Consider the following 14,246-nt stretch of genomic DNA (forward strand, 5'->3'; position numbering starts at 1 on the left):
CTGTTCAAATCATGAAAAAAAGTAATAAATTAATTATTTCGTTGTTTGCCTTTTCATTACTGGCGATTATCGGCTCGGGGTTTTCACTTCAATCACAATTCAACAAAATTAACATCAATGATCCTTATCATGGGTATACCCGCCAGGCCCTGAAGCCCTTCAAATATGTAAAGTTATCCGGAGACCCGTTTGGCCTGGTACAGATCAACCCTGGAAAAACCTATGAACTTAGGACGATACATACCCGCAATTATACCGACAACCCGCAGGTAACCCAGGAAATAAAGGGAGATACGCTGATGGTAAACTTTACAAAGGATAGTAACAAAATGGCTTTTCGAAAAGAAACCGGCTTTCGTAATATCCCCTACATCTATATTACCGCACCTGCCTTGTCGGGCGTGCAAGCTGATAAGGTTACAAGTGTGCTGAAAGGCTGGAAAAACGCAGTTTTCCGGATAAAACAAACAGGTGACGGAATGCTATTAAAGGACAATCATTTTGAGAAGCTGACAGTTGACATTGAAGCAGGAGGTTATGTTCAAATTACCGATGACAATCATATCGGGGTCACTGCTATCTCCGCAAGGGATTCCAGCAGCCTGGTTGCAGAAAAGAATATTTTCAAATCGTTCAGTCTGAAAATTGACAGTACCGCACATGCCGATCTGCCCGGCAATCTGCTCCTTAGGACTTCCGGCCTGTAGTACATCCGTTAGCCATGAAACTCTTCAAACCAGCTTCACTCAAATTCACCATAAATTATCGCCATAAATTCCGGGGATTGGTACCTTTGTGTCCTTATTAATATCGGAATTACTGTGATTGAAAATACATCCGGGCCCATTGACACCAAGGCCGCATATCTTTTGACGGACAGTCGCCAATTATCCTTCCCGGAACAAAGCATTTTTTTTGCCATTAAAGGTGACAGGCACGACGGTCATCAGTTTTTACCTGAATTATACCACAAAGGCGTCAGGGAATTTGTAGTGGAAACGGCCGGTTTTACCGGTAAAACACGCGAGCTGGCCGAAACCTGGGCAGACGCCAGAATATGGCTGACGCCGTCCAGTATCCGCGCCCTTCAGAAAACCGTTGGCGAACACCGCAGGAGGTTCAATATTGACGTAGTGGGCATTGCCGGAAGTAACGGTAAAACCATTGTAAAAGAATGGCTCAGCCAACTGATGGCGCCAGGGCAGCGGGTAATCGCCAGCCCTAAAAGTTACAATTCCCAGATAGGCGTCCCGCTGTCGGTCTGGAACATGGCGCCAGAACATACGCTGGCCATATTTGAGGCAGGAGTGTCCAGAGCACATGAAATGGAATACCTCCAGCCCGTCGTGCAACCTACCATTGGTATTTTCACGAACATCGGTTCGGCGCACGATGATGGGTTCAGGAGCCGGAAGCAAAAAATCACCGAGAAACTCCGGTTATTTACCAAAGCTCGTAAACTGATATACCGGAAAAATTACACGGAGGTAGACGAGGAAATTAAGCTGATCCTGAAACCGGTTAATCCTTTTCTAAAAACCATTAGCTGGGGAACTTCCCAGTCAGGAGCCGACATACAGGTTGTTTTTAGTCCTCAAAAAGACAAGACCTTCATCGCACTGGCGGGTATACTGGGCGATCATCGTTTTGAAACGGCGTTCAGGGACGAAGCCTCACTCGAAAACCTGGCTCATTGCGTGGTGTTTATGCTCGACTGGGGACTAACGGACGTAGCCATTCAGGAACGCATTCAAATGCTCCGCCCGGTATCCATGCGCCTGGAGCTGAAAGAGGGTATCAACAGAAATTATATCATTGACGACGCCTACAATAACGATATACAGGGTGTTACCATGGCGCTCAACTTCCTGGCTCAGCAGGAACAGCGTACGCAACGGACGGTGATCCTCTCGGACATACTCCATTCCGGGCAGCCTGCTCCTGAATTTTATGGAACCATCTCAAAGATACTGAAAGAAAAAAACATTCACAGACTGGTGGGTATTGGCCCTGAAATGCTGAAACAAGCCGCCCTTTTTGACATTCCGCAACAAGATTTTTTCCCGGACACTGACAGTTTCCTCAAAGAATTCCCCTTTGCCACTTTGTCCGACAATCTGATCCTCGTCAAAGGAGCAAGGCCATTCTCTTTTGAAAAAATTGTACATCGTCTGCAGCAAAAAGTGCATGGGACTGTGTTTGAGATCAACCTGGATGCGCTGACCCACAACCTCAATTATTACCGTAACAAGGCAGGAACCAACACTAAGATTATGGCCATGGTAAAAGCCTTTGCTTATGGCAGCGGAAGTGCCGAGGTGGCAGGTTTGCTGCAGTTCCACAGGGTCGACTACCTTGGTGTGGCGTATACCGATGAAGGAGTCGTACTCCGGCAAAGTGGTATCAGCCTGCCTATTATGGTCATGAATGCTTCAACAGCCACGTTTGACCTCCTTTGGCAGTATAAACTGGAACCCGAAATATTCAGCCGCCGGATTCTTACCGACTGGATCAATTACCTCACTGAAAAAAACGAACCATCCCAGGCTCCGGCCATCCACTTAAAACTAGATACCGGCATGCACAGGCTGGGGTTTGTGGCAGACGATTATCCCTGGCTTAAGGATACCCTCCAGGCGAATCCCTCCCTGCGGGTTGCAACAATTTTCACGCATCTGGTGGGAGCCGATGAAGGTGTTCATAATGAATTTTCCAGAAAGCAGTATGCGGCTTTTATAACCGCCGCCGAATTCCTGGAAAATATACTAGGCTATCAAGTGATCAAACATATCTTAAACTCAGCGGGCATTGTCCGTTTTCCCGAGTATCGCCTGGATATGGTCCGGCTGGGGATAGGGTTATACGGTGTAGAAGCTACGCAGCAGGAACAACATCTTTTGCAGCCGGTTGGCAAACTGAAAACCGTGATATCCCAGATCAAATACCTGCCTGCTGGGGAAACAGTGGGCTATAGCCGGAATGGTCAGCTGGAACAGGACGCTGCCATTGCTACCCTCGCCATCGGATACGCCGATGGCTACGACCGGGGCCTGGGCAATGGCGTCGGGCAGGTTTGGGTAAATGGCAGACTTTGCCCTACGGTTGGGAACATTTGTATGGACATGACCATGGTGGATGTTACCGGCGCCAATGCAGAAGAAGGAGATGAGGTGATCGTGTTTGGCCCCGAAGTACCCATCACGGAAATGGCGAAGAAAATCAACACAATTCCGTACGAGATACTAACGGGGATCGGAGAGCGGGTGAAAAGGATTTTTTACAAAGAGTAAAAGATGGCGCTATGGAAACAGAACCCCCATAGCGCTATGGAAAAGCTACTGTTCTGACTCCGCCGGAGACGATTGCTCCTCCGGATGAATATTGATATTGGCGTTACAATCCTGAACCATCGATGCCCTGTCTTCAAAAAGTTTTGTAACCATCACCTGTTCAAGTGTGACGTCATAAAAAGCCTGATGGATATTGAGGGCACCCTCTCCTTCCTTCACCTCACATTTGATATAGGTACCATCTTCCTGCATTTCATAGGCATTCACATTATCCTGCAGGCTGTAATAAAGAATATGAATAGCTTCCTGCCTTACACGGGGATCCACCAGCTTGAACAGAGACTCAATCCGTTTATCAAAGCTTCTGACCATGGCATCGGCACTGCCGCCGTAAACGAGCGGATTGCCGTTCTGATGAAAATAAAAAATGCGGGAGTGTTCAAGAAAATCGCCTACGAGCGAGCGAACCGTGATATTTTCACTTAATCCTGCCCTGCCTGGCCGAAGACAGCACATACCCCTTACAATCAGTTTCACCGGCACACCGGCCTGCGATGCATTGTAAAGAGCCCGGATTGTATCCCGGTCTTCCAGTGAGTTAATTTTGATACAGATACCACTTGGCAGACCGGCTTTTGCATTTTCAGCTTCCTGCCCAATCAGCTCCAGTAATTTGGCCCGCATGTACCTTGGAGCGGTGATCAGATTCTGGTATTCGGTTGGAATAGAATGCCCGGTAATAACATTAAAAAACTCCGAGATGTCGTGGGTATATGCCTCATTCGTGGTCAGCAGTCCGGTATCGGTGTAAAGCCGGGAAGTATCCTCATTGTAATTACCGCTCGACAAGTGGGCATAACGCAACACCTTATTCCCTTCATTTCGGACAATGAGCAACAGCTTCGTGTGCGTTTTCAGCAAGCCAATTCCGTAGATTACAAAACACCCGGCTTTTTGTAATCGCTGGGCCTCTTTGATGTTATTCTCTTCATCAAACCTTGCTTTAACCTCAAACAGAACGGCAACGCTTTTCCCATTTTCGGCAGCATGTAACAAGGCCTCTGTCACACGGGAATTTTTAGCAAGTCTGTAAATCGTCAGTTTGATAGACAACACCTTGGGATCCTCAGCCGCCTGTTCAAGCAACTGAAGAACCGGTTCAAAATTATTGTAGGGATGATGCAGGAGAATATCCCGCTCTTTCATTGCTTCAAAAATATCCGGGATTCTTTCACGTTCAAGGCCCAGCGGCGGCACGGGAGGGTGTGTCGGGGGGATCTGACCCTTGAACTCCGGATGGCGGATGATACTCCACAGCGCCGTATAGTCAATCAGCCCCCGGATCTCAAAAATATTATAATCGTCAACTTCCCAGCGCTTTTTGATCAGGCTGAGGAGTTCGGGATCAAAACCGGGCTCTACGGCTGCCTGCACCACCCTGCCCAATCTGCGGCTTTTGATTTTCTGTTTTATTTCATCAATAAAATCAGACTCCATATCGTCACTTTCTTCCAGAGAAAAATCTCCATTCCGAATAATCCTGAAAAGATTGGTGGAAACGATATCCACATTCCGGTACAACTTGTGAATATATACCCTAACGATTTGTTCAATGGGTAGGAAAAGGATTTCTTCCTCGCGCTCAATCACATAAAAACGCGGAAGATTAAGTGGCAGCTGTACGAAAGAGAGTTTTCTGTTGTCTTCCGAGCTTGTACCTTTCACCTGGGTGATCACACCCAAAACCAGCACTTTCCCCAATAACACCGGAAATGCATGTGTATAGTCAAAAAGCATCGGAGTGAGCATTGGATAAACGGTACGCTCGAAATACTCCTCCACATTTTCTTTCTCCTTGTTGCTAATATCTTCCAACCCAACGATTCTGAAACCATGACGGTTGAAAAGCGGTACAAGCTGCCCGGTAAAGCATTCATCCTGGCGCCGTACAAAATCCTGAGATTCCTTCATCAGCAGCTTCCTGAACGGCACCTCCCGCAATCCGGAATAGTCCATTCTTTCTTTGCCGAAATCAAGATAATTGTACAGGCTCCCTACCCGGATGGTGAAGAATTCATCCAGGTTGGAAGAGGTAATGGCAAGAAATTTAAGCCGGTCGAAAAGATTACGGTTGGCATTCTCCGCCTGGTCTAAAACGCGGTCGTTAAATTTAAGCCAGCTCAGATCCCGGCTGATCAGCTCGCTCTGTTGCACCAGCGTATTTGCTTTCTCAACAGAACTCAACATTTTCGACTCCTCCATGACTGACTCTTCCTTGTTATTTTTAAAAAAGGAAAACAAATTAGAGAATCTACCTCTTTTATCGCTTTTATATGTGGTATTGGAAGACTCGGACATAATTCAAACTAAAATACTGAATGTAACGATGATTAGTGTGAGGATTTAAAATTTAACGAATTACAACATCTATTGTTTTCGAAAAATGTCCCTTTTGTTACCATTGTGTAAATAAAAACAAACGGATGACTGCTGGTTACAGTCATCCGTTTGTTTTAGATCAACCGACGACTATCGCCCTACACGTCAACTCTGGCATATTTGGCATTTTTCTCAATAAAATCCCGGCGTGGTGCAACCTCGTCGCCCATCAGCATTGAGAACAAATGATCTGCCTCTGCTGCCGACTCAATGGAAACCTGCTTGAGACTTCTCTTATCAGGATTCATGGTAGTATCCCACAACTGCTCGGCGTTCATCTCCCCTAAACCTTTATATCGCTGCACATTCACTGATTCCTCCTTCCCGTTTGCGATTTCCTGCACCGCTGCCTCACGCTGTGCTTCGGTCCAGCAATACCTTTCTTCACGACCCTTTTTCACCAGGTATAGCGGTGGTTGGGCAATGTAGATATACCCATGATCGATGAGTATCTTCATATAACGGAAGAAGAAAGTCAGGATCAGGGTCCTGATGTGGCTTCCGTCAATATCCGCATCCGTCATGATCACAATTTTATGGTATCTCAGCTTATCAATGTTCAGCGCTCTTTCGTCCCCATCCTTACCTATCTGCACACCAAGTGCCGTAAACATGTTTTTTATCTCCTCGTTCTCATAAATCCGATACTCCTGCGCTTTTTCCACGTTAAGGATTTTACCTCTTAACGGGAGTATAGCCTGATAGGCCCGGTTACGGCCCTGTTTGGCAGTTCCTCCTGCCGAGTCCCCTTCTACCAGGTACAATTCGCAGATGGACGGATCGGTTTCCGAGCAATCGGAAAGTTTTCCTGGAAGGCCGGTTCCGGTCATTACGTTTTTACGCTGTACCATTTCCCTGGCTTTCTTTGCCGCAATACGTGCTTTGGCGGCAAGAATCACCTTGTCTATGATCACCCTTGCTTCTTTTGGGTGTTCGTCCAGATAGGTATCCAGCATTTCGGCCACCACCTGGCTCACCACACTCACCACTTCCGAATTCCCCAATTTGGTTTTGGTTTGTCCTTCAAACTGTGGCTCGGCAACTTTTACTGAAATAACGGCTGTAAGCCCCTCACGGAAATCGTCCCCGCTGATTTCGATTTTTTCCTTCGCAAGCACACCCGACTTCTCCGCATAGTTTTTCAGAGTACGTGTTAAGGCCGCGCGGAAACCTTGCACGTGGGTACCTCCTTCAACGGTATTAATATTATTGACGTAGGAAAAAACATTTTCACCATACGATGTATTGTACATCATAGCAATTTCCACCGGCACCACCCCCTTGGTATTTTCCATGTAAATAGGCTCCGGTATCAAAGGCTGACGGGTACCTTCCAGATAAAGAACAAACTCGTTAAGCCCTATTTCCGAATGGAATTCCTCCCCGCGGAATGCTCCTGTTTCATCCTCCTCACGTTTATCGCTTAATGTGATCCTGATTCCCTTGTTCAGATAAGACAATTCGCGCAACCTTGTGGCCACGGTTTCATATTTGAACTCCGTTACCGAGAATATGGTAGCATCTGGCTTAAAATGAATGAAGGTTCCGGTTTTTTCAGAATCCCCAATAACGCGTACCGGATATAACGGCTTACCTTCACTGTATTCCTGTTCAAATATTTTTCCTTCCCGGTGAATTTCTACACGAAGATGGATCGAAAGCGCATTTACGCAGGAAACCCCCACCCCGTGCAAACCTCCGGAAACTTTATATGTATCTTTATCAAATTTACCCCCAGCGTGCAGTACGGTTAATACTACTTCAAGTGCAGACTTCTTTTCTTTGGCCATCATCCCCGTTGGGATACCCCGGCCGTTATCCTGCACTGTGATGGAGTTATTTTTTTCAATTGTGACATTAATCGTGTCACAATATCCTGCCATTGCTTCATCTATGGAGTTATCTACAACCTCCCAAATCAAATGGTGAACTCCCTTAAATCCTGTATCACCGATGTACATCGCCGGACGTTTACGTACGGCCTCTAAACCTTCAAGAACCTGGATGTTATCTGCTGAATATGAATTTACTTCAAGCACTGTTTCGTTTGACATATAGTTTGTTTTACTCTATAATTTTTACAGCCTTTTGAACGCCGTTTATGAAGTGTAAAGATACTACTTTTTACCAAGGATTCTATCCTTAGAATCCCTTTTAACCCTACTTTATGAATACTTTATCAAACAAAAAGACGTTCTCTTACCAGAACTTACAAAAGCCCGCCAAACTCCCCTGTTTCACAAAGCCTCCAAAACCCTGTTCTTTAACACATGGAAGCCATCCATTTTCCCAGCGCCAGCAGCACCTACATCAGCCGATGGCCTGCGCCACAAAAAGCCCAACCGCATTCACATTCCTACCGACCTACAAATCAACCCATTAAATCAAAAAAATATCCCTACTGACGCTTGCCCCGAAACGCTAACGATACTTCATCCACCCTTCGAAGTACAGAGATCATTCCAATATATAACTTGTGCCGGTCTGCCGGAGAGACTTATCCAGCCTGTAGAATTTTTTGTCCCCATTCGCTTCAATGTCCATTACAGCAAGTTCATAAACACCTGGTTTCAGATCATCCTTCCTCAGGGTTACATGGAAGCCATTTTTATAATAAAAGCCTGTTGTCAGCAGCACCTTCCTGGACTCTACTTTTGCATTCCCCCCCATCAGGTAGCAAATCCCGCTGGTATCACGGAGAACCAGAAAACGGTCCGTCAGAAATCCTTTCCGCTCAGGAAACTTCAGGCTTGAAACAAAGGATAAATTGATAAAACCATTATTCTGAAAATCCTTCAATTTCCAGACTTCAACAAATATTTCAGAATCAGTATCCGGTCTTTGGCTTACCGTGTACATAGAATCAAGCTCATGCCTGTTTACCACTGGAGGCGGTAGTTTAAAAATCCCCTTTTCATAGGCCGGAAACAAATAAAAAGCTCCATACTGTGTAATGGTTTTTTCAACCGAGAACATATCGCTGTGGTCCTCCCAGTTGTATACATCAGCCAGATAAACCATACGTTTGTTTGCAACAATATGGGTATGCATGTAATAGGAATAGCTCCAGTAAAAAACGCTTAGCAGCAACAGGGTATAGAAGACACCTTTTTTTCTAAAAACGGCAAAATAGTCAAGCAGAAGCACATAGCAAATAATAGTAGCGAGGGAGGTGTATATCTGAAACCGGCTGGCAATGGTACTACCCATCCAGGACCGAAAAACAGCGATGACCAAACTTGTAATGAAAATAAAAACAAAAAAGGTAAGCAGTTCGACGGTACCAGGCTTTATTACCACCTCCCGGTTAAAGTACACGCCGGCAACGCGGACCACGAGAAATAAAATGAATGCTACCATAACCGCCCCCAATACGGCAGACCAGAACTCGGGAGCAGCCCACATAGACACGGAAGAACCAATAAAGCCGAACAAGGAATAGATAAAGGTAAGTATATTGGTTGGCAGATGCACCGCCTGTCCTGATTCATAGCCAATAAGGTATATACCTAACGCAAGAAACATGACCGCAGCTGTAATGGCCGCTTTCCAGAATTTTTTGTAGCAAAGAAAAAAGAAAATAATGGCCGGAAACGACAAAATTCCGTTGCCATGGCTAAACGTAGCAAGAAAACAGCAAAGTAAAGCGGCTGCAAAAGCTACACGCCTGCCGCGGGATACCAACATAATGGCTGTAACGGTGAAGGCTGTAAGATAGGAGTGCTGAAGCCCATTGAGTGCCCAACCTGATACATCATGAAAAAGTGGTTGAAAAAAAAGGAAAAACGCAGGCAGGAGATAGTACAATGGCATTCCCGTTTTTTTGAACTGCAGGTAAATGAAATAAAAAATGTAAACGATATTTAAAGAAACTAAAAGAATATAGAATCTGAAGTTCAGATGACCGGTGAGGAGATAATCGACAAAAGCAATCAGTCTGGAAACGACGGGCTTATGATCGTTAAATGTCCTGAACAATTCTTTTACAAATCCCCAGAGACCTATTTCTCCGCGAGAAACACCGTCCACAAACTGAATGAGCAAAAAATCATCCTGAAAGGGAAAATTGACTGAAAAGTAAAAGTTGTATAACAGAAAAATGAAGATAACAGCTGCAATGGTAATCCAGATAACAAATCGAGGCATGAGGTACTAGTCTTAACAATAAATTTTCGGATCAAATAATATTCAGTAATTACACAGTTCTCCTTTGCACTAACATAAAAATCTAAAACCCTATGTTCTATAACCAGAACAAAATAATCATTACAAAGCTAAAAATTGTTTCTGGGAGTGTTTTTACCAATAGCTAATATACAAAAAGGGTGCCTGCATGAAACAGGCACCCTCAAAACTGGTAATTTTCTAGTTTATTTTTCCATCGGATATTCCTTCAGAAGCTGGTCCGGAGAATAAAAATCCATTTTAGCCGCAGAAGCTGCTCTTACTTTCTTTACTTTTTCAGGAAGGATAGCTGGCGCCTGATTTCCAAAAGAATTTCTCACATAGGTCAGTACGGCGGCAACCTCGGTATCATTCAACAAGCCAGCAAATGGCGTCATAGGTACCTGGCCGGGATACTTTTTACCCACTACTTCAATAGGCCCGAGCAAGCCCTTTAAGGCAATTTTTATCAGACGGTCTTCATTGCCCGTCACCCATTTGGTACCTGTTAAAGGCGGAAAGCCTGATGCAGTAAGTCCTTTGCCATCGGGCTGATGACAGGTTGCGCAATATCCTTCCTTGGCGTAAATTTCTTTACCGGTGTTATAGAGTTCAAGCTCCTTTCCTTTCAGTGTGGATTTGACCACCCGCTCTTTTTCCCTTTTCACATTTTCTCCTTTCAAATGTGCCACTGCGGTTTCATGGGCGTGGATCATCCATTCGTCCAGCGGCTTTTTGGCAGCCTCCGCCAGGATCGGAAGGCCTTTTTCTTTCCCAATCCATGAGGCAGCCACGATCGCATCAAGCCTTACCCTGCTATTTTCATCTTTTACGGCCTGCATCAGCAAATCAGCCTGGTCTGCCACCTGGTGACCCGTGTAACGTACTACCTGCACGGCAGCAGCCCTTGCGTGATAATCTTTTGCTTTAAGTACCTGGCGCAACAAAGGCTGATCCACCTTATTCATCCCCCAGCTGACCCACAGTCCCTCAAGTAAATGGTGTTCATATCTCGGGTCATTTTTATCCAGTCCGGCCACCCACTTTTTCAGCTTGGTAAGTACCTGGTTTACGTCTCTTCCCCTCAGTTCCCTACGGGTTCTGTACCGGGTACGGTATTCGGGCAGCTTAAGATTTTCAAAAAGCTCTTCAATACTAGCCCCATCTATTTTCGCAGGTTTCACCAACGGTCTGGAAGGATAGGTGATACGGTAAACACGGCCGTGAGAGTGGTCACGCAGGGGATCCCTGGCGTTGTGTTGCATGTGCCCGATCAGGATGTTGTGCCAGTCAATAAGATAAAGGGAGCCATCCGGGGCAAATTCCATATCCACAGGCCTGAAATTCCTGTCTTCACTTACCAGCAGATCCTGGCGGTGTCTGCTCTTGTAGCCCGTACCGTCATCCACAAGGGTATGCTCTTTGGTCCCCAAAAATCCAATGGTGTTATTGATCAGGAAATCACCCTGGAGTTCATCGGGGAAATGGCGACTGGAAACAAACTCCAGACCCGAAGTGGGCCGTACCTTGTGTGCTTCCTCAATGAGCTGTTCAGACTTATGAGTAGCTTGCCCGTACCTGGGCAGAACAGATCCTGGCATCATCCAGCGGACATCAGGACCGGAGGTTTCGGCAAAAAATGGCTGACCCCAGTCATCAAATGCGATACCCCATGGATTGGGAATTGAGAGCTGAGCGGTACGTTCCAGCTTGTGCAACTGAGGCGCATACCTGTAAAACCCGCCGTTGGTTGCCCGTACCGGGCCATAGGAAGTTTCCACATTCGTATGCAGAAACACCCCTTCACCTGAGTAAATCGCTCCCGACGGGTCCACCGTAAATGCATGGCTGTTGTGGTGTGTATCATGGTCGTCAAAACCACTCAGGAGTATCTCCTTTTTGTCAGCTTTATCATCTCCATCTGTATCCGTTAATAACACAAGATTGGTTCCCTGAGAAACGTATACGCCTTCGGCAGCTATTTCAAATCCAACCGGAAGATGCAGGTGATCTGCAAAGACGGTTTGTTTGTCAGCTTTGCCATCATTATTGGTATCCTCCAGAATGATGATTTTGTCATTTGGCTTGGAATCTCCCGGTTTGTAATGCGGATAGCTTGGCATGGTAGCAATCCATAACCGACCTTTGTTATCAAAAGACATCTGCATGGGTTTGGCAAGATCTGAGAACTCCTCTTCGGATGCAAAAAGCTCAATTTTATAACCTTCCGGCATTTTCAATTTTTTGAGGGCATCCTGTCCATAAAGATATTCCAGACTTCCGTTTTTCTCCGGGTTGAAATTGGTTTTTACGGGAGGAAGCGGAGTGGTATGTTTATCCGCTATGGAGAGATCCAGCTTTTCTCCTTTGGAAGCTGCCAGCCAGATGGCCGTATCACGGATGGCCGTAAGCTCCCGTATCTTTTGAATTTCAGCAGGATAGTTATCCTGCCCAAAAGGATTGTATCGGCGTCCATACACATGCACACCGTTGGGTACCTTGATATCGTTGTGCCACATCCAGTTTTTTTCAAGTACTGCCGCGTCGACCAGCCCTCTGTTTGCCTCCGCCTTGGGGGTTACTTTACCGAAGAGCTGGTCGGCCAGCAATATCCCAAGTTTTTTATATCCTTCTTCGTTAAGCTGTGAACCGTCAATCGTCAGGTACTCTTTGGTATCGGCATACCATTTCTTTGAAGGTGTGAAAGCATCCACAAACAATACGTTGTTCTGGGCTGCCACTTCTTTCATCGCTTTGGTATAAAGGGCAAGGTTTATATTTTCCTTTTTCCCGTCTGGCAGATCATATTTTGCGGTAAGATCCTCAAAAGCGATCGGGGATACGATGGCAAGCTGCGGGGCCGTACTTCCATTGTATTTCTGACTGAGCGTGTATTTGATAAACGCGTCAAGTTCAGCTTTATAATTGGCCAGCCCGGCAGGTCCCTGAAAAGATTCATTATAACCAAAAAAGGCAACAATCACGTCGGTTTTAAGGCGGGTCAGCCATTGGTCAGGATATTCAAAATGACCTTCGCTGGCAGAGTTATTGGCATACTCGGTCTGAAATTTTTCGGCCCCTGGGAATGCCCACGGCGAATTACGGCTGGCATGGGGCCTGAATCCCGGGGTATCGCCTCCATCGCACATATTTCGGATGAAAAGAGAGCGATCCGGATATCTCACCTGCATTTCGGTTTCAAACGAACCGTAGTTCATCATCCTGGATCCGAGGTTATTACCTAACAATACAATACGGGACCCATTACCAATTTTCAGTCCGCCGGGTTCACTGGACTGAAAAGCACTGAATGCAATAATCGTTAGTCCGACAACGATGATTAAGAGGTTAAGGCTGATTCTTCCGGGTTTAGTCATTTTGATTTTTTTATAATTTTCGCCAGATATTCTAGTAACACTTTATATTCAATGCGGCGCGCTATTTTGCCTCGCGGTACGGAACTTCAATATTAAGTTTCCCTTTCCATGTTTTCGGAATTTTCAATCCCAAATCCCAGTGAATGGCATTAATCACCAGCCTTTGGAAGGATTCCTCACGGAAGTCTTCTGGATGGCCAAGAGTGGTCATGAATACCTTTCCTCCAAAAGAATTGGTACCCGTCCATGCCACAGGGTTCTCGATGGCCTCTTTATCGGGATTAACCGACTTCCCCATGAGCAGCCAGGTTGAACCTTTTACCGGATAATCGGGAAGTACCCTGTATAACCATGAGCGTGCATGGAAAGGACCTACGCCGGTGAGGATCGGATTTTTGGCTTCACCAGGAATAACGGAAACATCGGTACTGCTGCTGTGGCCGTAATGCGTATGTTTGGCGGCTCCACCCCAGCCCGGAGGCGAATTCAATGCAAACTCCCCGAACGCATTCCACTTCTCACTTTCATGTCCTTTGGGGAAATTGAATGCATGGGTGGTGGTCCGAAAGCCCATGACCGGTTTGCCAGTTTTCAGATAGGCTTCAATATGCGCCAGCTGGTCGGGTGGGAGTTGGCGCCACCTCAGATAAAAAACCGCAAGATCGGCATCCTTCAGGGCTTCAAGGCCGGGGATATTTTTTTCACTGTTATGATCAGGATAGGCTTTGAGTACTATAGTTCTCATTCCATAGTTTTTTTCAAGTTCCTTGGCAATGAGCGGCAGGGTTTCTTCACCACTGTATTCGTGGTCTCCGGTTACAAAAACCACCAAAGGTTTCTTTGCCAGCTTCCTGGGCGGGGTTCCGGAATAGGAACTAGCCCCGGTCAGCATCAGGGAAAGGACCAAGGCTAAAAATTTACATTTCATGATTTCTGGATTAACTTCTGGGCTGGTAATATGAAAAAACGAACTTCC

General features: G+C 46.0%; 7 protein-coding genes. 2 read left to right on the plus strand and 5 right to left on the minus strand.

Annotation, left to right across the window (positions count from 1 at the left end):
• Positions 1-11 precede the first annotated feature (11 nt).
• Complete coding sequence (locus tag KOE27_RS15750; RefSeq protein WP_215239811.1) at positions 12-707, plus strand: hypothetical protein; 696 nt, start codon at positions 12-14, stop codon at positions 705-707.
• Positions 708-821: 114 nt separating this feature from the next.
• Positions 822-3,290 (plus strand): bifunctional UDP-N-acetylmuramoyl-tripeptide:D-alanyl-D-alanine ligase/alanine racemase, encoded by a 2,469-nt coding sequence (locus KOE27_RS15755; RefSeq protein ID WP_406566854.1) that lies wholly within the window; start codon positions 822-824, stop codon positions 3,288-3,290.
• 45 nt (positions 3,291-3,335) lie between these two features.
• On the opposite strand, the gene ppk1 is transcribed toward KOE27_RS15755, so the two are convergent.
• From ppk1 to KOE27_RS15780, 5 genes are all read right to left on the minus strand, one after another.
• Entirely contained in the window at positions 3,336-5,648 is a 2,313-nt protein-coding gene (gene ppk1 / locus KOE27_RS15760) for a polyphosphate kinase 1 (protein ID WP_215239812.1), read from the minus strand.
• A 179-nt stretch (positions 5,649-5,827) separates the two neighbouring features.
• Positions 5,828-7,783: a DNA topoisomerase (ATP-hydrolyzing) subunit B gene (gyrB, locus tag KOE27_RS15765; protein WP_215239813.1), complete on the minus strand. Its 1,956-nt coding sequence runs from the start codon at positions 7,781-7,783 to the stop codon at positions 5,828-5,830.
• Positions 7,784-8,186: 403 nt separating this feature from the next.
• A complete protein-coding gene (locus tag KOE27_RS15770; RefSeq protein ID WP_215239814.1) occupies positions 8,187-9,875 on the minus strand; it encodes a hypothetical protein in 1,689 nt (562 codons plus the stop codon).
• Positions 9,876-10,099: 224 nt separating this feature from the next.
• Positions 10,100-13,270, minus strand: coding sequence for a PVC-type heme-binding CxxCH protein (locus KOE27_RS15775; RefSeq protein ID WP_215239815.1), 3,171 nt, complete (start codon positions 13,268-13,270; stop codon positions 10,100-10,102).
• A 61-nt stretch (positions 13,271-13,331) separates the two neighbouring features.
• Positions 13,332-14,162 carry a ThuA domain-containing protein gene (locus KOE27_RS15780; RefSeq protein WP_229252971.1) on the minus strand — a complete coding sequence of 277 codons (831 nt, stop codon included), beginning with the start codon at positions 14,160-14,162 and terminating at the stop codon, positions 13,332-13,334.
• Between the last annotated feature and the right edge of the window lie 84 nt (positions 14,163-14,246).

It is taken from the genome of Dyadobacter sp. CECT 9275 (assembly GCF_907164905.1).
GTDB lineage: Bacteria > Bacteroidota > Bacteroidia > Cytophagales > Spirosomataceae > Dyadobacter > Dyadobacter helix.

Bases quoted from the DNA above. Each gene is read 5' to 3' on its own strand.
- KOE27_RS15750 (WP_215239811.1), top strand. From the start codon at position 12: ATGAAAAAAAGTAATAAATTAATTATTTCGTTGTTTGCCTTTTCATTA.
- ppk1 (WP_215239812.1), bottom strand. From the start codon at position 5,648: ATGTCCGAGTCTTCCAATACCACATATAAAAGCGATAAAAGAGGTAGA.
- gyrB (WP_215239813.1), bottom strand. From the start codon at position 7,783: ATGTCAAACGAAACAGTGCTTGAAGTAAATTCATATTCAGCAGATAAC.
- KOE27_RS15770 (WP_215239814.1), bottom strand. From the start codon at position 9,875: ATGCCTCGATTTGTTATCTGGATTACCATTGCAGCTGTTATCTTCATT.
- KOE27_RS15775 (WP_215239815.1), bottom strand. From the start codon at position 13,270: ATGACTAAACCCGGAAGAATCAGCCTTAACCTCTTAATCATCGTTGTC.
- KOE27_RS15780 (WP_229252971.1), bottom strand. From the start codon at position 14,162: ATGCTGACCGGGGCTAGTTCCTATTCCGGAACCCCGCCCAGGAAGCTG.